Source organism: Pantoea sp. UBA7232 (assembly GCF_002473195.1).
Classification (GTDB): domain Bacteria; phylum Pseudomonadota; class Gammaproteobacteria; order Enterobacterales; family Enterobacteriaceae; genus Pantoea; species Pantoea eucrina.
Window position 1 is genome coordinate 40943 of the sequence record NZ_DKTK01000006.1, and the last position, 22130, is coordinate 63072.

The following is a 22130-nucleotide window of genomic DNA, read 5'->3' on the forward strand; positions in this document are numbered from 1 at the left end:
CGCTAAATTTCATAGCGTTATGTCACAGCGGACAAATATAGAATTATCGCAATTCAGCCATAAAAACGCTTCAGCAGAACGAAGAGGCGGCCGGGAAACTGATAAGCCCGCATGGCGGGCTGAACAAAGGTGCAACTGACTCAGGGAGCCCATGTGACGGGGGCGAGGGCGCTGCTGTCGACTCCCTGCCTGAGCTGAGCCAGCGTCGATTGATAAGGACAGAGCGTGCCGATGGCGCTGTCGTGACAGTCTGGCTGATGCCACTCTGCCTGCAGTAAAGGGTGCTGCCGATCCACCGGCGCGAGCTGGCGCAGCGCATCCAGACTCTGCGCCTGAAAGTAAATGCGCAGCCGGCGGCTGTTGTCACGCGTATCGCGCCAGCGCTCAAACACCAGGCTGCTGCCCGGCGGGATATTACCGCGCGCGTAGCCCGGCAGCTGCCAGCTGAAATTCATCAGGGTGCGCACCATTGCGATATTGGTATCGTGGGCTACCAGCAGCAGCCAGCGGGTATCGGGCGAGCCGGGACGATCTTCGAGCGCCGCGATCGCCGTATTGAGCAATATTGAGCCGCGCTTTTGTGCCAGATAAGGGACATCGTTACTCAGATCGTAATTTGCGGTGAGCAGTGGCAGCAGCGCCGTAATCTGCTGCGCGCTGTTCAGGCGCCCCTGCGCCAGCGCCTCTGGTGGCAGATTTTCACTCCAGCCGAGACGCAGCGTTTCCACCATGCTCGCCATGACGCTTAATCCCTGGATATAGCTGTGGCCGCTCCGGGTCTGCTTCAGCTGCCACGGGCGCGAAAAAAAGCGGCAATCGCCGTCACAGACCGCCGCATTTAGCTGCCGGATCGCCGGCTGCAGCCGCTGCTGCAGCGCAGCAAGGTCGCCAGCCCGTGCGGCAATCGCTGCCTGCTCGCGGGCAGGATCGGTCCGGGCAAATGGAAATTTATCGCTCTGAAACAGGGGATCCGCCCCATCGGCAACAACGTGCACCGGCACACCGCAGCCGGGAAACGCGCCGTCAGTCAGCGCCTGTGCCGTGGCCCGCGTGCGCTGCAGCGGGCTGGCGCGCACATAAATTTGCCGGCTGTCAGGGCAGCCCGCGTGGAGCAGGCCCGCCTGACGGTAGTAGTTACCCTGCCAGCGTCCTTTATTGACCACCGCGCTGTAGCCGTGACCGGTAAGCTCGCCATCCGCCGTGCTCCAGCGCGGCCAGGGGTGCTGCGTGGCCGCTTCAATCTCTGCCCGGTTAGCCGCCGTCGGAGGACGTACGCCGTGCCGGCCGATCTCTACCACCTTTTCCAGCTGCCAGCGATCGGCTGCGGTGGCGAGCAGCGGCAGCAGCAGCAATATCAGCAGCGATTTCACGTCAGCGGCTCCGCCAGCAGCGCATTGATCTGCGGCCAGAGCGTGGCGTTAGCCAGCAGCACCGGATTGCCCTGCGTCAGGCCATTATTCTGCTCATAACGGTTGGTCTCTCCACCCGCTTCCCGCATCAGTACGATGCCTGGCAGGCCGTCCCACGGCTGCATGCGCGCTTCGTAATAGCCGGTCAGCCGCCCGGCCGCCGCCCACGCGCTCATCAGCGCCCCGGAACCGTTGCGGATAAACATGCCGCCCTGCAGCAGCAGCGCGCTGATAAAGTCGAGCAGTGGAGCCGCAGGCTGACTGGTGGAGCAGCCCAGACCAAACAGCCCCTGGCTCAGCTGGCCGGCGCTGTGTGCCCGGATACGCTGCTCGTTCATCCATGCGCCTTTGCCCCGGCAGGCGTGAAAGATCTCATGATGATTGGGATCGCATACCACGCCAATAACCGGTTCGCCTTCACACACAATCGCCAGCGCCACGCACCAGTTGTGCAGCCCGCTGAGAAAGTTGCTGGTGCCATCAATCGGATCAACTACCCAGATAAAGCGTGCCTGTCCGGCGTCTCCGCCGCTCTCCTCACCGATAACTGCGTCTTCAGGAAAGCGTTCCAGGATAAGGTGCCGGATTAACTCCTCAACGTTGCGGTCAGCCTCACTGACCAGATCCTGTAAATCCTTCTTATATTCTGCAACCAGCTGGTTACGCTGCTGATACCACGACATGGCGCGACTGCCAGCGGCTCTGGCGACCTCGCAGGCAAACTGATAGCGCGCCTCTAATTCAGTTAACGTAGCTGATGACATGTTTCCCTCTTATCATTTTCTGGCTGGTGTAGTAACCAGACGTGCCTGAACAGGCGGAATGGTGGTGTGGCCGGGTCTGGTAAAGTTAAGAAAGGCTTCATTAAGCCGCAGATATATGCGGCTGGCAAGAGGGGAGAAGAGGTATTGGCGCGGATTACGGATTCAGAGGCGCTGCGCGCGAGCGTCTGCCATCAGGCGCGGATAGAAAGCAAAAAACAGCGCTTCCAGCGCGTCATAGTGATCAACAAAATCCTGATAGGAGTCGCGCAGCGCCGCAAGACGGGGACGGCGATACGCCATGCCGCGCAGCACCCGCTCCAGCCGCGCCGGTTCGGCGTAGTGTTCAAACCAGCGTTCGCGCCACATCACCGCGTTGAGCTCAATAAAGCTTTCTGGCGTTCCCGCCAGCTGCGGCACAATATGCTGCTGCGCAGCCTCACTAAAGGCGGCGAGTGAGATATCGGGCTGGAACTGCTGCCAGTGGCGCGCAAGAAAATGATCCCAGATCACATCAAGCGTAATCGGGGCTACGCGCCGCGTTTCCGGACGAAACCACTGCCGGGCGGTACGCACTTCAGGCAGGTTGTCCGTCAGCACATCGATACGGCGGTGCAGGGCGATCCCCGCTGCAACCGGTGCCGGCCACTGCGCCTGAACGTTGCCGCGCACAAAGTCGGCCAGCAGGTTGCCCAGCAGCGAGCTTTCTGCCAGCGTGGCAAGATGAAGGTGAGCAAGAAAATTCATGCGCTATTATAGGCAGAATCGCGTCTCTGCAGCCAGTTGTTCAGAATTTCCCACTTTTCCGCTAAACTATGCCGCCTGTTTTTGAGTCCGGAAAAGTTATACATGCGTGTCGCCGATTTTAGCTTTGAGTTGCCCGAATCCCTGATTGCCCACTATCCCCAGGCGCAGCGCAGCGGATGCCGTCTGCTGTCCCTTGATGGCCCGAGCGGCGCCCTGACGCACGGTGTCTTTACCGATGTGCTGGAGAAGCTTAATCCCGGCGATCTGCTGGTGTTCAATAATACGCGGGTGATCCCGGCGCGCGTCTATGGACGTAAAGCCAGCGGCGGCCGGATTGAAATGCTGGTAGAGCGTATGCTGGATGATAAGCGGGTGCTGGCGCACGTGCGTGCCTCAAAGGCGCCAAAGCCGGGCACTGAGCTGCTGCTGGGCGACGATGAGAGCGTAAAAGCGACCATGGTGGCGCGGCACGATGCGCTGTTTGAGATCGCCTTTACCGATGAACGCGCGGTGCTCGATATTCTCAATAGCGTAGGCCATATGCCGCTGCCGCCCTATATCGATCGCCCGGATGAAGAGGCCGATCGCGAGCTTTACCAGACGGTATACAGCGCCCGTCCTGGCGCGGTGGCAGCACCAACCGCCGGGCTGCACTTTGATGAACCGCTGCTGGAGGCGCTGAAAGCCAAAGGGGTGGAGATGGCGTTTGTGACGCTGCACGTCGGGGCCGGTACCTTCCAGCCGGTGCGCGTTGAAAATATCAATGACCATATCATGCACTCGGAATATGCAGAGGTGCCGCAGGATGTGGTTGACGCGGTGCTGGCCTGTAAAGCACGCGGCAATAAAGTTGTCGCGGTAGGGACCACGTCGGTGCGCTCGCTGGAGAGCGCCGCTCAGGCGAGTCAGGATGCGCCGCTGGCGCCTTTCTTTGATGACACGCAGATCTTTATCTATCCTGGCTATCGCTACCAGATTATCGATGCGCTCATTACCAACTTCCATCTGCCGGAATCGACGCTGATTATGCTGGTTTCTGCGTTTGCCGGCTATAAAAACACCATGGCGGCGTACCAGAGCGCGGTGGCCGAACAGTACCGTTTCTTTAGCTACGGGGATGCGATGTACATCACCCGTAATCCGCACGCTCCTGACGAACCTGTCGGAAGCACACACCCTTAATGTTCCGGTGCCGCCTGCGGGTGGCACGGCTACAGTCGGGTAAATCAGACTGTTTCTCTGATGAGGTTAATGTGAAATTTGAATTAGATACAACAGACGGACGCGCGCGTCGCGGACGTCTGGTTTTCGATCGCGGCGTGGTTGAAACCCCGGCATTTATGCCGGTGGGCACGTATGGCACCGTTAAAGGCATGACGCCGGAAGAAGTGAAAGAGACCGGTGCGCAGATCCTGCTGGGCAATACCTTCCACCTCTGGCTGCGTCCGGGGCAGGAGATCATGAAGCTGCACGGCGATCTGCATGACTTTATGAACTGGCAGGGACCGATTCTGACCGATTCGGGCGGCTTCCAGGTATTCAGCCTGGGTGATATCCGTAAGATCACCGAAGCGGGCGTGCATTTCCGCAACCCCATCAACGGCGATCCGATCTTCCTCGATCCGGAAAAATCGATGGAGATCCAGTACGATCTCGGCTCCGATATCGTGATGATTTTCGATGAGTGCACGCCATATCCGGCTGACTGGGATTATGCAAAACGTTCGATGGAGATGTCGCTGCGCTGGGCACAACGCAGCCGCGATCGCTTCGATTCGCTCGGTAATAAAAATGCGCTGTTCGGGATTATCCAGGGTGGTGTTTACGAAGATTTACGAGATGTCTCCGTCAAAGGTCTGGTAGAGATTGGCTTTGATGGGTACGCTGTGGGCGGCCTCGCGGTGGGTGAGCCGAAAGAGGATATGCACCGTATTCTGGAACATGTCTGTCCGCAAATTCCGCAGGATAAACCGCGCTATCTGATGGGCGTCGGAAAGCCAGAAGATCTGGTGGAAGGCGTACGCCGCGGTATCGATATGTTTGACTGCGTCATGCCTACCCGCAACGCGCGCAACGGTCATCTGTTTGTTACCGACGGCGTGGTGAAAATCCGCAACGCGAAGTATAAAGATGACACCGCGCCGCTGGATGCGGAGTGTGATTGTTACACCTGTCGCAATTACAGTCGCGCCTACTTGCACCATCTTGATCGCTGTAACGAAATACTGGGCGCACGCCTGAATACGATTCACAATCTGCGCTATTACCAGCGTCTGATGGCGGGTTTACGCCAGGCTATCGAAGAGGGTAAATTAGAGCACTTTGTTAGCGAGTTCTACCTACGGACGGGCAAAGCGGTTCCACCGTTAAACGTCTGATTATTCTATCAATGAGGGAAATTAAATGAGCTTTTTCATTTCTGACGCCGTCGCAGCAGCGGGCGCTCCGTCACAGGGAAGTCCGTATTCTCTGGTGATCATGCTGGTGGTTTTTGGTCTGATTTTCTACTTCATGATCCTGCGTCCGCAGCAGAAGCGCGCCAAAGATCATAAAAAGCTGATGGACTCCATCTCGAAAGGGGATGAAGTGCTGACCAACGGCGGCCTGGTGGGTCGTGTCACTAAAGTTGCTGATACCGGTTATATCGCTATCGCCCTGAACGACACCACTGAAGTAGTGATTAAACGTGATTTCGTGGCCGCCGTCCTGCCGAAAGGGTCGATGAAGGCGCTGTAATTTTATCTTCCCGAAGGGAACTGCCGTGTTAAACCGTTATCCTTTGTGGAAGTACATCATGCTGGTCGCCGTTATTCTTATCGGCCTGCTGTATGCGCTTCCTAACCTTTATGGTGAGGATCCGGCCGTTCAGATCACTGGTGCGCGCGGAAGCGCCGCCAGTGAGCAGACGTTGGATCAGATCCAGAACGTACTCAAACAAGACAACATTCAGAGCAAATCCCTCGCACTGGAAAATGGCGCTATTCTGGCGCGTTTCGCTAACACCGATGTGCAGCTGCGCGCGCGCGAAGCGCTTACAACTGCGCTGGGTGACGATTTCGTGGTAGCCCTCAATCTCGCACCGGCCACGCCGCGCTGGCTCACTCTGCTGGCAGCGGAACCGATGAAACTCGGTCTGGACCTGCGGGGCGGGGTGCACTTCCTGATGGAAGTGGATATGGATACCGCGCTGGGCAAGCTGCAGGAGCAGAATGCAGACGGCCTGCGCAGCGATCTGCGTGAAAAGAATATTCCTTATACCAACGTCAGCAAACTCGCTAACTACGGTGTGGAAGTGCGTTTCCGCGACGCCAAAAGCCGCGATGACGCGATCGGCTACCTGACGCCACGCCACCGCGATATGGTATTCACCAGTGCGGGCAGCGATGCAATGCGCGCGGTGATGACCGATGCGCGCCTGAGTGAAGCGCGGGAATATGCGGTACAGCAGAATATTAATATCCTGCGCAACCGTGTTAACCAGCTGGGCGTTGCTGAGCCGCTGGTGCAGCGTCAGGGTGCCGACCGCATCGTGGTTGAGCTGCCGGGTATCCAGGATACCGCGCGGGCAAAAGAGATCCTTGGTGCCACCGCGACGCTGGAGTTCCGTCTGGTTAATACCAGCGTAGATCCGGGTGCTGCGGCAAATGGACGCGTGCCGGGTGACTCAGAAGTGAAGAAAACGCGGGAAGGGCAGCCGGTTGTGCTCTATAAGCGTGTCATTCTTACCGGCGATCACATCACCGATTCCACGTCCAGCATGGATGAGTACAACCAGCCGCAGGTGAATATTTCACTGGATGGCGCGGGCGGTAACATCATGTCGAACTTCACCAAGGACAACATCGGCAAGCCGATGGCGACCCTGTTTGTGGAGTACAAGGACAGCGGCAAGAAAGATGCCAACGGCAGAGCGATTCTGGCGAAGCAGGAAGAAGTGATCAACGTGGCGAACATTCAGTCACGGCTGGGTAATAGCTTCCGCATCACCGGTATCAGCAACCCGAACGAAGCGCGTCAGCTGTCGCTGCTGCTGCGTGCCGGTGCGCTGATTGCGCCGATTCAGATTGTCGAAGAGCGTACCATTGGCCCGACTATGGGTCAGCAGAACATCACCCAGGGTCTGGAAGCCTGCCTGTGGGGTCTGATCGCTTCGATCATCTTTATGGTGGTGTTCTACAAAAAGTTTGGTCTGATTGCGACCAGCGCGCTGCTGTGTAACCTGGTGCTGATTGTCGGCATCATGTCGCTGCTGCCAGGCGCCACGCTCACCATGCCGGGCATTGCCGGTATCGTGCTGACGCTGGCGGTTGCCGTAGATGCCAACGTGTTGATTAACGAACGTATTAAAGAAGAGCTGCGTAACGGACGCTCGGTACAGCAGGCGATTCATGAGGGCTACAAAGGCGCCTTCTCCAGTATCGTCGACGCCAACGTCACCACGCTGATTAAAGTCATCATTCTTTATGCGGTGGGTACCGGCTCCATCAAAGGCTTTGCAATCACCACCGCTATCGGTATTGCAACCTCGATGTTTACCGCTATCGTCGGCACCCGTGCCATCGTTAACCTGGTGTACGGCGGCAAACGCATCAACAAGCTGTCTATCTGAGGAGTGCGTTGTGGCACAGGAATATAGTATTGAACAGCTGAACCACGGGCGTAAGGTCGTAGACTTTATGCGCTGGGATACGCTGGCGTTTATCATCTCGGGTCTGCTGATCGTGGCGTCAATCGCCATTATCGGCGTGCGCGGGTTTAACTGGGGACTCGATTTCACCGGCGGTACGGTGATTGAGATTAACCTGGAGAAACCTGCAGATCTCGATGCGCTGCGCGAAGGTCTGGTAAAAGCGGGCTTTGACGAGCCGCTGGTGCAGAACTTCGGCAGCAGCCGCGACGTGATGGTGCGGATGCCACCTGCGACCGGCAATGCGGGTCAGGAGCTGGGCAACAAGGTGTTGTCCTCTATCAACCAGACCACGCAGCAGAACGCGACGGTAAAACGCATTGAGTTTGTCGGACCAAGCGTAGGTAGCGACCTGGCGCAGGCGGGGGCGATGGCGCTGCTCTCTGCGCTGATCGCTATTCTTATCTACATCGGGTTTCGCTTTGAATGGCGTCTGGCGCTGGGCACCGTGCTGGCGCTGGCGCATGACGTTATCATCACCTGCGGCCTGCTGGCGCTATTCAGCATTGAAATCGATCTGACCATCGTTGCCTCGCTGATGTCGGTGATTGGTTACTCGCTTAACGATAAGATTGTGGTTTCTGACCGTATTCGTGAGAACTTCCGTAAGATCCGTCGCGGTTCTTCTTACGATATCACCAACGTGTCGCTGACCCAGACGCTGAGCCGTACCCTGATCACTTCTATCACCACGCTGGCGATGATCCTGATCCTGTTCATCTTTGGCGGCGCGCTGCTGAAAGGCTTCTCGCTCACGATGCTGATTGGTGTGACGATCGGTACGATCTCATCCATCTACGTCTCTTCAGCGCTGGCGCTGAAGCTGGGGATGAAGCGTGAGCATATGCTGGTGCAGAAAGTGGAAAAAGAGGGCGCCGATCAGCCTTCTATTCTGCCGTAAGCCCGGCGCTGACCGATGCAAAAAGGCCCTTCTCCGGAAGGGCCTTTTTTTATGGCGCGGCGTCTGCCGTTACCTCATGTACGCGCACATAGCCGAGCCGATCCGGTGTCAGGCCACTCAGGTGCAGCGGCACTGTTACCGTGCTGCGCGGCATCAGGCTGGCGGGCACGCTGATGCGCTGACTCAGGCTGTCGGCGGCCAGCGGCTGACCACTGGCGGGATCGCTTTCACCCCACACCACGGTCGCGCTCAGCGCGGGTACCGGCTTGTCATCAGCAGAGCGGATAACCAGGCTGGCCTGGCTGCCGTTTGCTTCTGCACTCACGTTCAGCAGTGCGAGACGCAGCGTACCCAGCTGCGTCTCCAGATCAACCGGCGTCGCGGAACCAGGTACCAGCCATGCGCCCTGAGTGGAGCGGCTGTTAAGCTGGCCCTGCTGCTCCAGCGCGCCGGCGCGGCGGGTGAGATGACGCATCTGCTGATTGAGCTGGCTCACCTCCTGATGCAGCTCTCTGACCTGCGGGGCAGGAGGCGGAGTGCTGCAGCTGCTCAGCAGCAGCAGCGACAGCACCGCCGGAACCGGTAAGCTCCTGAGTCTCATGCTCTCTCCCGCACCTTATTCCGGAATACGCAGTACCTGGCCCGGATAGATTTTGTCCGGATGGCTCAGCATCGGCTTATTAGCTTCGAAGATTTTGTTGTACTGATTCGGATCGCCGTAGACCTGTTTGGAAATAGCGCTCAGGGTGTCGCCTTTTTTCACTGTGTAGAGGTTGGCTTCGCGTGCGGTGTCGCTGACGGTGACTTTATCATCCACTTTAGTGATGCCGGCAACGTTACCGGCTGCCACCAGAATCTTCTCTTTGAGCTCCTGTGAGATGCCGTCGCCGCTGACGGTTACGGTATCACCCTGCACATTGACGTTGACTTTATCGCTGTCTGGCAGGCCGAGCTTGTTGATGTGATCCTGCAGCTTTTTGCTGGAGTCATCACCGCCTGTCACGCTGTCCCACAGTTTCTCTCCTGCTTCTTTGACGAAGTTAAACAGACCCATAGTTCCTCCTGTGATTGTGCCGGATTGGCTCTTTAAGCGTAGTGCGTTTTTGACATTTGCTGGCAGAAGCGGTTATGAGCGCTGAAAAAACCGCCAGGCAGGCGGCCTCTGTTTTGTTAAATGTGAGTTCGCGTTACACTGTGTGGCCCAAAATGTCGCGACAGGAAACGTCATGCATTGCCCATTCTGTTCCGCTGTGGATACCAAAGTGATCGACTCACGCCTGGTCAGTGAAGGTTCCTCGGTGCGCCGCCGCCGTCAGTGTCTGGTCTGCCATGAGCGCTTTACCACGTTTGAGATGGCGGAGCTGGTGATGCCGCGCGTGGTAAAAAGCAACGACGTGCGTGAGCCTTTTAACGAAGATAAGCTGACCAGCGGCATGATGAAGGCGCTGGAGAAGCGTCCCGTCAGTGCTGATGCGGTCGATAGCGCAGTCAATCACATTAAAACCCAGCTGCGTGCGACCGGCGAACGTGAGATTGCCAGCAAGCTGATTGGCAATCTGGTGATGGAAGAGCTAAAAAAACTGGATAAGGTCGCCTATATCCGCTTCGCCTCGGTCTACCGCAGCTTTGAAGATATCCGCGACTTTGGCGAAGAGATCGCCCGCTTACAGGACTGAATCATGACCGATGCTCGCTATATGGCGCGCGCGCTGGAACTGGCGCGACGCGGTCGTTTCACCACCACGCCAAACCCCAACGTCGGCTGCGTGATCGTGCGTGACGGCACAATTGTCGGCGAAGGCTGGCATCAGCGCGCGGGTGAACCGCATGCTGAAGTGCATGCGCTGCGCATGGCCGGAGAGCAGGCGCGCGGTGCAACCGCCTACGTTACGCTGGAGCCGTGCAGCCATCATGGCCGGACGCCACCCTGCTGCGATGCGCTGATTGCTGCTGGCGTCAGCCGCGTGGTGGTCGCCATGCAGGATCCTAACCCGCAGGTCGCAGGGCGCGGTCTCTGGCGCCTGCAGCAGGCGGGAATTGAAGTCAGTCACGGGCTGATGATGGCGGAAGCGGAAGCGCTCAATCGCGGGTTTCTCAAGCGTATGCGCACCGGGTTTCCCTGGATACAGCTCAAGCTTGGCGCTTCACTGGATGGCCGCACAGCGATGGCGAGCGGTGAGAGCAAGTGGATCACCTCGGCGGCCGCCCGCCGGGATGTGCAGCAGTTCCGCGCGCAGAGTTCCGCCATTCTTACCAGCAGTGCCACCGTGCTGGCCGACGATCCGTCACTCACGGTACGCGCAGATGAACTCAGCGACAGCGTTCTCCAGCAGCTGGATACGCAGACTCTGCGGCAGCCGGTGCGGGTGGTGGTTGACAGCCAGCAGCGCGTGACGCCGCAGCACCGGCTGATTCATCAGCCGGGTGAGAGCTGGCTGATGCGTACCGCTCCCGATGACGCCGCGTGGCCGGAGAGCGTAACGCAGATTGCGGTGCCGCCGCGCGGCGAACAGCTTGATCTGGTCGCGATGATGATGCTGCTCGGTCAGCGTCAGATTAACAGCGTCTGGGTCGAGGCGGGAGCGGGCCTGGCGGGCGCGCTGATTCAGGCCGGACTGGTGGATGAGCTGATTGTTTATATCGCACCGGTGCTGCTTGGCGACGCCGGACGCGGGCTCTGTACGCTCCCCGGGCTGGAGGCGTTGAGCGCCGCGCCGCGCCTCGATTTTCGTGATGTGCGCAAAGTGGGTGACGATCTGCGTCTTACCCTGACCCTGCGTTAAGCATGCACGGAAAAGCCTGAGCGCCGGGCTAAAGAGTATGATAGAATCCGCCCCCTTCTGCGGGGGCTATAAAACACACACCCAAAGGATATGTATGAACGTTATCGAAGCTGCTGTTGCCACGCCTGATGCTAAAATTGCCATCGTGATTGCGCGTTTTAACAACTTTATCAATGACAGTCTGCTGGATGGCGCGGTCGATGCGCTGAAGCGTATCGGTCAGGTTAAAGCTGAAAACATCACCGTGGTCTGGGTGCCGGGCGCCTATGAGCTGCCGCTGGCCGCGCGCGCGCTGGCGAATACCGGTAAGCACGACGCGATTGTTGCGCTGGGCACGGTGATCCGTGGCGGCACTGCCCATTTCGAATATGTGGCAGGTGAAGCGAGCTCCGGTATCGCTAACGTGGCAATGAGCTGCGAAATCCCGGTCACCTTCGGCGTTCTGACCACCGAAAATATCGAGCAGGCGATTGAACGCGCCGGCACGAAAGCGGGTAACAAAGGCGCAGAAGCCGCGCTGACCGCACTTGAAATGATCAACGTATTGAAAGCCATTAAAGCCTGATTTTTGTAAGGGGAATTTTGTGAAACCTGCTGCTCGTCGTCGCGCCCGTGAGTGCGCTGTCCAGGCGCTCTACTCCTGGCAGTTGTCCAACAACGACATTGCCGATGTGGAATACCAGTTTCTGGCGGAACAAGACGTCAAAGACGTCGATATTAGCTATTTCCGCGAATTGCTGGCCGGTGTGGCGACCAACAGCGCGTACCTGGATGGCCTGATGAAACCCTGGCTGTCACGCCAGCTTGAAGAGCTGGGTCAGGTAGAAAAAGCGATCCTGCGCCTCTCGCTCTATGAGCTGAGCAAGCGTGCGGATGTGCCTTATAAAGTCGCCATCAACGAAGGTATTGAGCTGGCAAAAGTGTTTGGCGCTGAAGACAGCCATAAGTTTGTCAACGGCGTGCTGGATAAAGCCGCTCCGCAAATACGACCAAACAGAAAGTAGTGCAGAAGGCCGGGTGACCGGCCTTTTTTCATTGAGACCTGATTTATGTCCTGTGGTGAATTTGAACTGATCGCACGCTATTTCAACCGTGTAACCAGCTCCCGTCGCGACGTGGAGAAGGGCATTGGTGATGACTGTGCGTTACTGAACGTTCCTGACAAACAGACCCTCGCTATCAGCACCGATACGCTGGTAGCAGGCGTCCATTTCTTACGCGATATCCATCCGGCCGATCTCGGCTACAAAGCGCTGGCGGTAAACCTCAGCGATTTAGCTGCGATGGGCGCCGATCCGGCATGGCTGACGCTGGCACTGACGCTGCCTGAGGTCGATGAGACCTGGCTGGCGGGCTTCAGCGACAGCCTGTTTGAGCTGCTCGACTACTACGATATGCAGCTGATTGGCGGCGACACCACGCGCGGTCCGCTCAGCCTGACGCTGGGTATTCATGGGCTGGTGCCTGTCGGGCGCGCGCTGAAGCGCTCCGGTGCAAAGCCGGGTGACTGGATCTACGTTACCGGCACGCTGGGTGACAGCGCGGCGGGACTGTCGCTGCTGCAGCATCATCATCGTCTTGACGATCCGGCGGTGCACGAGGTGCTGATCAAGCGTCATCTGCGTCCGATGCCGCGCGTGCTGCAGGGCCAGGCGCTGCGCAGCCTTGCTACCTCGGCGATCGATATCTCTGATGGCCTGATTTCCGATCTTGGCCATATTCTGACGGCCAGCCGGGTTGGCGCACGCCTGAATCTCGACGCGCTGCCGCTCTCCGCTACGCTGCGCGATCATTTTGCGCCGGAGCAGGTGCTGCGCTGGGCGCTGAGCGGCGGTGAAGATTATGAACTCTGCTTCACGGTGCCTGAAGTTAACCGCGGCGCGCTGGATGTGGCGCTGGGCCGGCTTGGCGCACCTTATACCTGTATCGGACAGATCGCCCCGGAAGTGGAAGGGCTGACGCTGCTGGAGCACGGTAAGCCGCGCCGCTTTAACCATAAAGGATTTGACCATTTTGACGCGCGATAAAGATGTAGCGAAAAGTCGCCTGCGGATGCGCAATCCCTGGCATCTGCTGGCAACCGGTTTTGGCAGCGGATTAAGCCCTTTTATGCCGGGTACCGTAGGCTCGGTGGCCGCGATCCCGTTCTGGTGGCTGATGACGTTTCTGCCGCTGCAGCTCTATTCGCTGGTGGTGCTGGTGGGTATCAGCGTGGGCGTCTATCTCTGTCATCGCACCGCGCGTGACATGGGCGTACACGATCACGGCAGCATCGTCTGGGATGAGTTTGTCGGCATGTGGATCACGCTAATGGCGATCCCGGTGCTTAACGGCTGGTGGGTACTGGCTGGTTTTGTCATCTTCCGGATTTTTGATATCTGGAAACCGTGGCCTATTCGCTGGTTCGATAAGAACGTTCATGGCGGAATGGGCATTATGGTCGACGATATCATCGCCGGCGTAGTCTCCGCAGCCGTATTATACGGCGCCGGCCTGCTGCTGTAAGGGCGGCCAGGGGCGCATTAATGCGCCCCCTACGCGCGGTGTCCCGCCGCGTAATTATTACCGTAGGGGCGGCATTTATGCCGCCCTGGTTTCAGGTATATGATTCGGCCAGGGGCGCATGAATGCGTATAACCGTGGTGCATGATTCGGCCAGGGGCGCATAAATGCGCCCCCTACGCCGGAATTACCGTAGGGGCGGCATTTATGCCGCCCTGGTTTATGCGGATATCAATTGCTTACTCATACCCTACAGCCGGATGCGGCTGATAGACCATCTCCAGCTCGGCGATATCTTCCGCACTCAATTCAACGTCAACTGCTTTAACCAATTCGACAAACTGCTGCTCACGTGACGCGCCGATAATAGGGGCGGTCACGGCGGGTTTATGCAGCAGCCATGCCAGTGCGACCTGCGCGCGCGTCACCTTTTTCTCCGCGGCAATGGTGGCCAGTCGCTCCGCAATCGCGGCGTCGTTCTCTTCTGTACCGGTATACAACTTCTCCATCACATTATCAGAGACCGAGCGTGCGGTAGTTTCCCCCCAGGGGCGCGTCAGTTTGCCGCGCGCCAGCGGGCTCCACGGCAGCACGGCGATGCCCTCACGCTGACAGAGCGGGTGCATCTCCTTTTCCTCTTCGCGCTGGATCAGATTGTATTGATCCTGCATGCTGACAAAGCGCGCCCAGCCATGATCTTGCTGCAGCTGCAGTGCCTGAGCAAACTGAGAGGCGTGCATGGAAGAGGCGCCGATATAACGCGCCTTACCCGCTTTCACGACCTCATCCAGCGCCTGCAGCGTCTCTTCAACGGGCGTTGCATAGTCCCAGCGGTGGATCTGCAGCAGATCCACATGATCCATGCCGAGTCGCATCAGGCTGTCATCGATCGACTGCAGAATATTCTGCCGCGACAGGCCCTGCGACAGGTTGCTGAGCGGGAAGTAAACTTTGGTCGCGACCACCACGTCATCGCGCCGCGCGAAATCTTTCAGCGCGCGTCCGAGGATCTCTTCGCTGCTGCCGTCAGAATAGCTGTTGGCGGTATCAAAAAAGTTGATCCCCGCGTCCAGCGCCTGTTTGATCAGCGGCCGGCTGCTCTCTTCCGGCAGCGTCCAGGCGTGGTTGCCGCGCATCGGATCGCCATAAGTCATGCAGCCTAAGCAGAGTCGGGATACCTGGAGATCGGTCTGGCCTAAACGAACGGTTTTCATTGAGAGCTCCTGCTCTTATGCGTGGGAAAAGGATTCCGTAAGCATAGCAGCAGGAGCGAAGAGGGGAGTTATTGCGCGAGCCAGGCAGCGATCTGCTGCTGAATGCCGGCGGCATCCAGTTGATAGTCGTGACGCACCTCTTCCTGAGTACCCTGTGGAATAAACTCATCTGGCAGGCCAAGGTTGAGCACCGGCACGGCCAGGCGTTTCGCCATCACAAACTCATTTACGCCGCTGCCGGCGCCACCCATGATGGCACCTTCTTCCAGCGTCACCAGCGCATCATGGCTCTGCGCCAGCTCGCAAATCAGGGTTTCATCCAGCGGTTTCACAAAGCGCATATCTACCAGCGTGGCGTTCAGTGCTTCAGCCGCGGCCTGCGCATCCGGCAGCAGCGTGCCGAAATTGAGGATCGCCAGCTTTTCACCCTGACGCTTCACCACCCCTTTGCCCAGCGGCAGACTGGTAAGCGGCTCAAGCGTGGCACCGGTACCGGTACCGCGCGGATAGCGCACCGCGCTCGGACCCGCCTGATAGTGATAGCCGGTGTAGAGCATCAGGCGACACTCATTCTCGTCGCTTGGCGTCATAATCACCATGCCGGGCACGCAGCGCAGATAGGCGATATCAAATGCGCCCTGATGCGTCTGACCATCCGCGCCGACAATACCGCCGCGGTCGATAGCAAACAGCACCGGCAGCTGCTGAATCGCCACATCGTGGATCACCTGATCGTAAGCGCGCTGCAGGAAGGTGGAGTAAATCGCCACGACCGGCTTGTAACCGCCAATCGCCATGCCGGCAGCAAAGGTCACGGCGTGCTGTTCAGCAATCGCCACGTCAAAATATTGCTGCGGATAGGCGCGCGAATAACTCACCATGCCAGAGCCTTCACGCATCGCCGGCGTGACCGCCATCATGCGCGGATCGTCAGCGGCGATCTCGCTCAGCCAGTCGCCAAAAATCTTCGAGTAGCTCGGCAGACCGGGTACGCTTTTCGGCAGTGCGCCGCTGGCCGGGTCAAACTTCGGCACGGCATGCCAGGCGATAGGATCCTGCTCTGCAGGCGCATAGCCTTTGCCTTTTTTGGTCATGATATGCAGGAACTGCGGACCTTTAAGATCGCGCATATTCTTCAGCGTGCTGACCAGCGTCAGTACATCATGGCCGTCAACCGGACCGATGTAGTTAAAGCCCAGCTCCTCGAACAGCGTGCCGGGCACCACCATGCCTTTCAGATGCTCTTCGGTGCGCTTCACCAGCTCTTTAATCGGCGGCAGACCGTCCAGCACGCGCTTGCTGCCTTCGCGCAGGCGCGAATAGGTTTTACCGGAGAGGATCTGCGCCAGGCGGTTATTCAGCGCGCCAACGTTCTCCGAGATCGACATCTCATTGTCGTTGAGGATCACCAGCATATCGGGCTTGATATCGCCAGCATGGTTCATCGCCTCAAACGCCATTCCGGCGGTAATTGCGCCGTCGCCAATGATACAGGCGGTGCGGCGACCTTTACCTTCCCGCTCGGCGGCGACCGCCATGCCGAGACCAGCGCTGATGGAGGTAGAAGAGTGTCCGACGCTCAGGACGTCATATTCGCTCTCACCGCGCCACGGAAACGGGTGCAGGCCGTTTTTCTGCCGGATGGTGCCGATGCGATCGCGGCGTCCGGTCAGAATTTTATGCGGATAAGCCTGATGGCCTACGTCCCAGACCAGATGGTCAAACGGAGTATTGTAGACGTAATGCAATGCGACGGTCAGCTCGACAACGCCCAGACCCGACGCAAAGTGGCCGGATGAGCGGCTGACGCTATCCAGCAGATACTGACGCAGCTCGTCGCACAGGGCCGGAAGTTTCTCTTTCGGCAGTAAACGTAATTCCTGCACCGTGCCTGCTAACGCCAGTGTCGGGTATTTTGCAATATCAAAACTCATCAGAGACTCATTATGAAAGTTATTTATCGCGTTCAATTATGAAGCTTGCCAGCGCTTGTAATACGCTTGTGTCATAGCCCTGGCCGGCGAGGATCTCCAGCGCCCCCAAAGCTTCCTGATAGAGCGCCTGCGCTTTTGTACGCGCGCCCTCTAGCCCTAACAGGGCAGGGTAGGTACTTTTGCCCAGCGCCTGATCGGCGCCCTGCGTTTTGCCCAGCACGGCGGTATCGCCGGTGACATCCAGAATGTCATCCTGCACCTGAAACGCCAGGCCGATAGCATCAGCATAGGTGTCCAGCAGCGGCAGCGCCAGGCGAGCCGGCTCGCCTGCAGCCAGCGCACCCAGACGCACGGCAAGACGGATCAGTGCGCCGGTTTTATGGCGATGGATCTGCTCAAGCTGCGCCAGATCGATCTGTCTGCCTTCGGCCGCTAAATCCAGCGCCTGGCCGCCGCACATACCGGCAACGCCGCTGGCCTGCGCCAGTTCAGAGATCATTCTCACGCGCGTTGCCGCGCTGACGCCCGGCATCGGTTCATCAGCCAGAATAGAGAAGGCCAGCGTTTGCAGCGCATCGCCCGCCAGAATGGCCGTATCTTCACCATAACGAATATGACAGGTAGGCTGTCCGCGGCGCAGCGCGTCATCATCCATCGCCGGCAGATCGTCATGGATCAGCGAATAGGCGTGGATACACTCTGTGGCGGCGGCAGGCGCATCAAGGCTGGCTGCGTCGGCGTTAAGCATTTCACCGGTGGCATAGACCAGAAAAGGACGCAGACGCTTACCTCCTAATAGTGCCCCATAATGCATGGCATTCACCAGCGGGGAACTCTGAAAAGGCAGTGGATCTATTAAACGTGTCAGCGCCTGATTTACGCGCTCATGATAGGTTTGCTGTAGCTGGACAAAATCCATTAGTCGTTATCCGGCGTAAAAGGGGTAAGGTCGGCCGTTTTATCATCGCTCAGCAGGATCTGTACGCGCTGTTCAGCCTGCTGCAGCGTCTGCTGACCGCTGCGCGCCAGCTGCACACCGCGCTCAAACTCATTCAGCGCCTCTTCCAGCGGCAGCTCGCCGCTTTCCAGCCGGCTCACAATCTGCTCCAGCTGCTGCAGGGCGGTTTCAAAACTCACGGGCGCTTCGGCTTTTTTCGGCATAATCAGTGTCGACTCACAGTTTGGGACATCTTCGTGCAATCGGTCATGGTAGCCGACGGGGAATAATAAGCAAAATGTTGAATGTGATTGCGGTAGCAGAAGCAGTCACGCAGTAAAGGTGGTATACTTTTGCGCCTCGGATGCGGACGCTCTCGCGATCCCCGCAATATTATGATCTTACCAGCTAAGTGCTGATGATTTTAGCACTTATTTGCCCAACGAAGCTGTGTCGCCATGAAGTTTATCATCAAGCTCTTCCCTGAAATCACCATCAAAAGTCAGTCGGTGCGGCTGCGCTTTATCAAAATTCTTACCGGCAATATCCGCAATACCCTGCGTTCTCTGAATGAGGATATCAAGGTGGTGCGCCACTGGGATCACATTGAAGTACGCGCCAAAAACGAAGCGCTGCGTGAAACCATAGTGGATGAGCTGACGCGTATTCCTGGTATCCACCACGTGCTCGCCGTTGAAGATCGTGCTTACACAGATATGCACGATATCTTTGAGCAGACGCTGGCGCTGAATCGTGAGCGCCTGGAAAATAAAAGCTTCAGCGTGCGCGTAAAACGTCGCGGCACCCACAGCTTCAGTTCACAGGATGTGGAACGCTATGTAGGCGGCGGCCTGAATCAGCATATCGCCAGCGCGCGAGTGCAGCTGAAGCAGCCGGATGAGACAGTTAATCTGGAGATTGAAGACGATCGTCTGCTGCTGATTACCGGTCGCTTTGAAGGGCTGGGCGGCTTTCCAATCGGCACGCAGGAAGATGTGATGTCGCTGATCTCCGGTGGCTTTGATTCCGGTGTCTCCAGTTACATGCTGATGCGACGCGGCTGCCGCGTGCACTACTGCTTCTTTAACCTTGGCGGCGCGGCACATGAGATTGGCGTGCGTCAGGTAGCACACTATCTGTGGAATCGTTTTGGCCGCTCACACCGCGTGCGCTTTGTCGCCATCAATTTTGAGCCGGTCGTCGGCGAGATTCTGGAAAACGTTGATGACGGGCAGATGGGCGTGGTGCTGAAGCGCATGATGGTTCGCGCTGCGTCAATGATTGCCGAGCGCTACGGTGTACAGGCGCTGGTGACCGGCGAAGCGCTGGGGCAGGTATCGAGCCAGACGCTGACCAACCTGCGCCTGATCGATAACGCATCCGATACGCTGATCCTGCGTCCGCTGATTTCACACGATAAAGAGCATATTATTAACGTGGCGCGGCAGATCGGTACGGAAGATTTCGCCCGCACCATGCCGGAATACTGCGGCGTTATCTCAAAGAGCCCGACGGTTAAAGCGGTGAAAGGCAAAATTGAAGCGGAAGAGCAGAATTTCAACTTCGATATTCTTCAGCGCGTGGTGCAGGAAGCGACTAATCTCGATATCCGCGAGATTGCTGAACAGACCGAAGAAGAAGTGGTGGAAGTAGAGACCGTGGACTCTTTTGGCACTAACGATGTGGTGCTCGATATCCGTGCCGCTGACGAGCAGGACGCTTCCCCGCTGGATCTCAGCGGCGTGGAGGTGAAGTCGCTGCCGTTCTATAAGCTCAGCACGCAGTTTGGCGATTTGGATCAGAATCGGACCTGGCTGCTCTATTGCGATCGTGGCGTGATGAGCAAACTGCAGGCGCTTTATCTGCACGAGCAGGGTTTTACAAACGTGAAAGTTTATCGCCCATAGCACGTCAGGGGCGCCACCGGGATTATCCGCCGGGATATCACCGGAATTTGTTGGGGCGCATTAATGCGCCCCCTACGTCTGGCTTCGTAGGGGCGCCATTAATGGCGCCCTGGTTTATGTGCGGCATCCGATTCGGCCCAGGGGCGCATTAATGCACCCCCTACGGGGATACCGGAATTAATTTCGCGCAACGGAATTCGCAGAGGCGCACTTTATTCGCGCTCGTCGAACTCCTGATAATTATAAATGCCTGCCGCCAGCACCAGCTGTGAGGCGACTTCGCGTGCGGTCTCTTTATCCTGCAGCAGATCCACCAGCTTTAATGCAAAATCAAACGCTGTACCCGGTCCCTGGCTGGTGAGCAGATTGACGCGCGGATCCCATACCACGCGGCGCTCCATCCATTTCGCATCCGGAATTGTCTTTTTCAGGCCCGGAAAGCCGGTCATATTCCCGACCGGAAAAAGATCGTGCGGCACCAGTACCGTGCCTGGCGCTGCGCAAATAGCCGCCACAATTTTGCCTGTCAGATGAAACTGGCGCACCGTTTCCACCAGCAGCGGGCTGTCGCGGAACGTCTCCGCACCTTTCAGACCACCGGGCAGAACAACGGCGTCAAAATCGTTATCTGCCACTTCTGCCAGAGGGGCATCAGCCAGCAGGCGCACGCCGCGCGAGCATATAATTTCCCGTGTGCCGTCACTCTCTGCGCTGGCGGTAGTGACAGTGATGCCGCCGCGCACCAGCACGTCGATGGTGGTGACCGCTTCGGTCTCTTCACTGCCATGAGCGAGGCATACCAGTACGGATGGGCTGGCGTTCATATTGTGACTCCTTACGTTTTACCAGATCATAAAGGCGGCTATTCTCCGGCAGCGTAATGCCCTGACTGCGCGCGCGGCGCAGCAGATAGCCGGTAATATAATCAATTTCAGTTTGTCGCTGTGTACGGATATCCTGCAGCATAGAAGAGACATTGGCGGCAGTCGTGTCGATAACGTCATAAATAATGGCGCGTAACGTCTCCACGTCCATATGCTGTCCTTCACGCGTCAGCAGCAGCGCCAGCTCGTCGCACAGCGTATCGATCTGCTCCGGCCAGGCGCGCAGCGCGCCGTTCAGGCACTCATGCTCTACCGTTAGCGGATTGATAACGCAGTTCACCGCCAGCTTGCGCCAGCAGGCGGAGGCAATATCATCATGCCAGGCAACGTCAGGTAATGCCTGATGCAGCAGATCCGCGAGATGGCTCAACGGCGCGGCGTCACGGCTGACCGGTCCGATATGCGTGATGCCAGCCGCCACGTGGCGGATCACTGTCCCGTCATGCATCGCCGCATGGGTGGTGATGCCGCGCAGCAGCGGCTGCGTCAAATCGCGCAGCTCCTCCAGCGTTCCCATACCGTTATGCAGCAGCAAAACCGGCATGTCCGCGCGCAGCACGCTCTGAAGATTTTTAATCGCTGGCGAAACCTGTGGCGCTTTCAGGGTAACCAGCAACAGGTCGCTGCGCGCCAGAAACAGCGGATCGTTGGCGATAAAGGTGTGATTGCTCACTTCGCCCTGCAGATCGGTGACGTTAACGGAACAGTAGGGCTGCGGCACGCGCAGCCAGCCCTGTACGTCGTGACCCTGACGGGCCAGCGCAGTCAGCCAGACCTGCCCCAGCGCGCCGCAACCCAGCACGGTAATTTTCATTCTGCCTCCTGCTGGCGGGGTATTTTCACATCACATACTCAGTATAGCTTTGAGCTGCCGCGTGTTTTATTAGCGCAGCAAGACGCGTATTATGCATGTCACTTTAGTATCAGGAGAAGAAAAGATGCCATCTTTCGATATCGTTTCCGAAGTCGAGCTGCAGGAAGTCCGCAACGCGGTAGAAAATACCAACCGTGAACTCTCAACCCGCTTCGACTTTCGTAACGTCACAGCCAGCGTTGAGCTGAATGAGAAGAACGAGACGATTAAAATCACCACCGAGTCCGATTTTCAGGTGAAGCAGATTGTCGATATTCTGCGTGAAAAGCTACTGAAGCGCGGTATTGAAAACGCTGCGATTGAGGTGCCGGAAGAGATTGAACACAGCGGTAAAAGCTGGAGCGTAGAAGCCAAACTGAAAAAAGGCATTGAAAGCGACGTTGCCAAAAAGCTGGTGAAGCTGATCAAAGACAGCAAGCTTAAGGTGCAGACGCAGATTCAGGGCGACGAACTGCGCGTGACCGGCAAATCGCGCGACGATCTGCAGGGCGCGATGGCGCTGGTGCGCGGTGGCAACCTCGGCCAGCCATTCCAGTTCAAAAACTTCCGCGATTAATCCTCTCTGGCGCACGCCGTACCGCGATAGATCG

General features: G+C 57.8%; 24 protein-coding genes. 13 read left to right on the forward strand and 11 right to left on the reverse strand.

Going from position 1 to position 22130, the window contains the following annotated elements; all coding sequences use genetic code 11:
* Positions 1–140: 140 nt before the first annotated feature.
* From B4056_RS03500 to B4056_RS03510, 3 genes are all read right to left on the reverse strand, one after another.
* Positions 141–1370, reverse strand: coding sequence for a histidine-type phosphatase (locus tag B4056_RS03500; protein ID WP_094111490.1), 1230 nt, complete (start codon positions 1368–1370; stop codon positions 141–143).
* On the reverse strand, positions 1367–2173 hold the full coding sequence (locus tag B4056_RS03505) for an inositol monophosphatase family protein (RefSeq protein ID WP_288653851.1): 807 nt from the start codon (positions 2171–2173) through the stop codon (positions 1367–1369). The genes B4056_RS03500 and B4056_RS03505 overlap by 4 nt, the downstream gene beginning before the upstream one ends.
* A 162-nt stretch (positions 2174–2335) precedes the next feature.
* Positions 2336–2917: an ACP phosphodiesterase gene (locus B4056_RS03510; protein WP_039382956.1), complete on the reverse strand. Its 582-nt coding sequence runs from the start codon at positions 2915–2917 to the stop codon at positions 2336–2338.
* A gap of 102 nt (positions 2918–3019) precedes the next feature.
* Here B4056_RS03510 and queA point away from each other — a divergent pair, with 102 nt between their 5' ends.
* The 5 genes from queA (at position 3020) to secF (ending at position 8505) form a co-directional block, all read left to right on the forward strand.
* The gene (gene queA / locus B4056_RS03515; protein WP_094111493.1) at positions 3020–4099 is read left to right on the forward strand and encodes a tRNA preQ1(34) S-adenosylmethionine ribosyltransferase-isomerase QueA; all 1080 of its coding nucleotides are present in this window, start codon (positions 3020–3022) and stop codon (positions 4097–4099) included.
* A 71-nt stretch (positions 4100–4170) separates the two neighbouring features.
* A complete protein-coding gene (gene tgt, locus B4056_RS03520) occupies positions 4171–5295 on the forward strand; it encodes a tRNA guanosine(34) transglycosylase Tgt (RefSeq protein ID WP_039385736.1) in 1125 nt (374 codons plus the stop codon).
* 25 nt (positions 5296–5320) lie between these two features.
* Positions 5321–5653 carry a preprotein translocase subunit YajC gene (gene yajC, locus B4056_RS03525; RefSeq protein WP_039382958.1) on the forward strand — a complete coding sequence of 111 codons (333 nt, stop codon included), beginning with the start codon at positions 5321–5323 and terminating at the stop codon, positions 5651–5653.
* Between the two features lie 25 nt (positions 5654–5678).
* The gene (secD, locus tag B4056_RS03530; RefSeq protein ID WP_071668617.1) at positions 5679–7526 is read left to right on the forward strand and encodes a protein translocase subunit SecD; all 1848 of its coding nucleotides are present in this window, start codon (positions 5679–5681) and stop codon (positions 7524–7526) included.
* Positions 7527–7536: 10 nt separating this feature from the next.
* The gene (gene secF, locus B4056_RS03535) at positions 7537–8505 is read left to right on the forward strand and encodes a protein translocase subunit SecF (RefSeq protein WP_065649969.1); all 969 of its coding nucleotides are present in this window, start codon (positions 7537–7539) and stop codon (positions 8503–8505) included.
* A gap of 49 nt (positions 8506–8554) precedes the next feature.
* On the opposite strand, the gene B4056_RS03540 is transcribed toward secF, so the two are convergent.
* Together B4056_RS03540 and lysM are read right to left on the reverse strand one after the other, a co-directional pair.
* Positions 8555–9106 (reverse strand): DUF3251 domain-containing protein, encoded by a 552-nt coding sequence (locus B4056_RS03540; RefSeq protein ID WP_150034488.1) that lies wholly within the window; start codon positions 9104–9106, stop codon positions 8555–8557.
* 15 nt (positions 9107–9121) lie between these two features.
* On the reverse strand, positions 9122–9559 hold the full coding sequence (gene lysM, locus B4056_RS03545) for a peptidoglycan-binding protein LysM (protein ID WP_039382962.1): 438 nt from the start codon (positions 9557–9559) through the stop codon (positions 9122–9124).
* A gap of 172 nt (positions 9560–9731) precedes the next feature.
* On the opposite strand from lysM, the gene nrdR reads away from it, so the two are divergent.
* From nrdR to pgpA, 6 genes are all read left to right on the forward strand, one after another.
* Entirely contained in the window at positions 9732–10181 is a 450-nt protein-coding gene (nrdR, locus tag B4056_RS03550) for a transcriptional regulator NrdR (RefSeq protein WP_039382963.1), read from the forward strand.
* Between the two features lie 3 nt (positions 10182–10184).
* Entirely contained in the window at positions 10185–11288 is a 1104-nt protein-coding gene (ribD, locus tag B4056_RS03555; protein WP_094111495.1) for a bifunctional diaminohydroxyphosphoribosylaminopyrimidine deaminase/5-amino-6-(5-phosphoribosylamino)uracil reductase RibD, read from the forward strand.
* A gap of 94 nt (positions 11289–11382) precedes the next feature.
* Positions 11383–11853, forward strand: coding sequence for a 6,7-dimethyl-8-ribityllumazine synthase (gene ribE, locus B4056_RS03560; protein ID WP_039382965.1), 471 nt, complete (start codon positions 11383–11385; stop codon positions 11851–11853).
* A gap of 19 nt (positions 11854–11872) precedes the next feature.
* A complete protein-coding gene (gene nusB, locus B4056_RS03565) occupies positions 11873–12292 on the forward strand; it encodes a transcription antitermination factor NusB (protein WP_039382966.1) in 420 nt (139 codons plus the stop codon).
* 45 nt (positions 12293–12337) lie between these two features.
* Positions 12338–13315, forward strand: coding sequence for a thiamine-phosphate kinase (gene thiL, locus B4056_RS03570; protein WP_288653868.1), 978 nt, complete (start codon positions 12338–12340; stop codon positions 13313–13315).
* On the forward strand, positions 13302–13793 hold the full coding sequence (gene pgpA / locus B4056_RS03575; protein WP_039382968.1) for a phosphatidylglycerophosphatase A: 492 nt from the start codon (positions 13302–13304) through the stop codon (positions 13791–13793). The genes thiL and pgpA overlap by 14 nt, the downstream gene beginning before the upstream one ends.
* A gap of 236 nt (positions 13794–14029) precedes the next feature.
* Here pgpA and B4056_RS03580 read toward each other — a convergent pair whose 3' ends face one another.
* From B4056_RS03580 to xseB, 4 genes are all read right to left on the reverse strand, one after another.
* On the reverse strand, positions 14030–15004 hold the full coding sequence (locus B4056_RS03580; RefSeq protein WP_288653869.1) for an aldo/keto reductase: 975 nt from the start codon (positions 15002–15004) through the stop codon (positions 14030–14032).
* Positions 15005–15072: 68 nt separating this feature from the next.
* Complete coding sequence (dxs, locus tag B4056_RS03585) at positions 15073–16938, reverse strand: 1-deoxy-D-xylulose-5-phosphate synthase (RefSeq protein WP_113654933.1); 1866 nt, start codon at positions 16936–16938, stop codon at positions 15073–15075.
* A gap of 19 nt (positions 16939–16957) precedes the next feature.
* Positions 16958–17857: a (2E,6E)-farnesyl diphosphate synthase gene (gene ispA, locus B4056_RS03590; RefSeq protein ID WP_039382971.1), complete on the reverse strand. Its 900-nt coding sequence runs from the start codon at positions 17855–17857 to the stop codon at positions 16958–16960.
* Entirely contained in the window at positions 17857–18099 is a 243-nt protein-coding gene (gene xseB / locus B4056_RS03595; RefSeq protein ID WP_039382972.1) for an exodeoxyribonuclease VII small subunit, read from the reverse strand. Before xseB ends, ispA begins: the two co-directional genes overlap by 1 nt.
* A 234-nt stretch (positions 18100–18333) precedes the next feature.
* Here xseB and thiI point away from each other — a divergent pair, with 234 nt between their 5' ends.
* A complete protein-coding gene (gene thiI, locus B4056_RS03600) occupies positions 18334–19782 on the forward strand; it encodes a tRNA uracil 4-sulfurtransferase ThiI (RefSeq protein ID WP_039382973.1) in 1449 nt (482 codons plus the stop codon).
* Positions 19783–19994: 212 nt separating this feature from the next.
* Here the strand turns inward: thiI and yajL are convergent, their stop codons facing one another.
* The gene (gene yajL, locus B4056_RS03605; protein ID WP_113654932.1) at positions 19995–20606 is read right to left on the reverse strand and encodes a protein deglycase YajL; all 612 of its coding nucleotides are present in this window, start codon (positions 20604–20606) and stop codon (positions 19995–19997) included.
* Positions 20560–21480 carry a 2-dehydropantoate 2-reductase gene (panE, locus tag B4056_RS03610; RefSeq protein WP_288653872.1) on the reverse strand — a complete coding sequence of 307 codons (921 nt, stop codon included), beginning with the start codon at positions 21478–21480 and terminating at the stop codon, positions 20560–20562. Before panE ends, yajL begins: the two co-directional genes overlap by 47 nt.
* 124 nt (positions 21481–21604) lie before the next feature.
* On the opposite strand from panE, the gene B4056_RS03615 reads away from it, so the two are divergent.
* A complete protein-coding gene (locus B4056_RS03615) occupies positions 21605–22096 on the forward strand; it encodes a YajQ family cyclic di-GMP-binding protein (protein ID WP_039382976.1) in 492 nt (163 codons plus the stop codon).
* The last annotated feature ends 34 nt before the right edge of the window (positions 22097–22130 follow it).

Bases quoted from the DNA above. Each gene is read 5' to 3' on its own strand.
- B4056_RS03615 (WP_039382976.1), top strand. From the start codon at position 21,605: ATGCCATCTTTCGATATCGTTTCCGAAGTCGAGCTGCAGGAAGTCCGC.
- dxs (WP_113654933.1), bottom strand. From the start codon at position 16,938: ATGAGTTTTGATATTGCAAAATACCCGACACTGGCGTTAGCAGGCACG.
- B4056_RS03540 (WP_150034488.1), bottom strand. From the start codon at position 9,106: ATGAGACTCAGGAGCTTACCGGTTCCGGCGGTGCTGTCGCTGCTGCTG.
- queA (WP_094111493.1), top strand. From the start codon at position 3,020: ATGCGTGTCGCCGATTTTAGCTTTGAGTTGCCCGAATCCCTGATTGCC.
- lysM (WP_039382962.1), bottom strand. From the start codon at position 9,559: ATGGGTCTGTTTAACTTCGTCAAAGAAGCAGGAGAGAAACTGTGGGAC.
- yajC (WP_039382958.1), top strand. From the start codon at position 5,321: ATGAGCTTTTTCATTTCTGACGCCGTCGCAGCAGCGGGCGCTCCGTCA.
- B4056_RS03510 (WP_039382956.1), bottom strand. From the start codon at position 2,917: ATGAATTTTCTTGCTCACCTTCATCTTGCCACGCTGGCAGAAAGCTCG.
- thiI (WP_039382973.1), top strand. From the start codon at position 18,334: ATGAAGTTTATCATCAAGCTCTTCCCTGAAATCACCATCAAAAGTCAG.
- yajL (WP_113654932.1), bottom strand. From the start codon at position 20,606: ATGAACGCCAGCCCATCCGTACTGGTATGCCTCGCTCATGGCAGTGAA.
- panE (WP_288653872.1), bottom strand. From the start codon at position 21,480: ATGAAAATTACCGTGCTGGGTTGCGGCGCGCTGGGGCAGGTCTGGCTG.
- B4056_RS03505 (WP_288653851.1), bottom strand. From the start codon at position 2,173: ATGTCATCAGCTACGTTAACTGAATTAGAGGCGCGCTATCAGTTTGCC.
- B4056_RS03580 (WP_288653869.1), bottom strand. From the start codon at position 15,004: ATGAAAACCGTTCGTTTAGGCCAGACCGATCTCCAGGTATCCCGACTC.
- xseB (WP_039382972.1), bottom strand. From the start codon at position 18,099: ATGCCGAAAAAAGCCGAAGCGCCCGTGAGTTTTGAAACCGCCCTGCAG.
- ribD (WP_094111495.1), top strand. From the start codon at position 10,185: ATGACCGATGCTCGCTATATGGCGCGCGCGCTGGAACTGGCGCGACGC.
- ispA (WP_039382971.1), bottom strand. From the start codon at position 17,857: ATGGATTTTGTCCAGCTACAGCAAACCTATCATGAGCGCGTAAATCAG.
- thiL (WP_288653868.1), top strand. From the start codon at position 12,338: ATGTCCTGTGGTGAATTTGAACTGATCGCACGCTATTTCAACCGTGTA.
- nrdR (WP_039382963.1), top strand. From the start codon at position 9,732: ATGCATTGCCCATTCTGTTCCGCTGTGGATACCAAAGTGATCGACTCA.
- ribE (WP_039382965.1), top strand. From the start codon at position 11,383: ATGAACGTTATCGAAGCTGCTGTTGCCACGCCTGATGCTAAAATTGCC.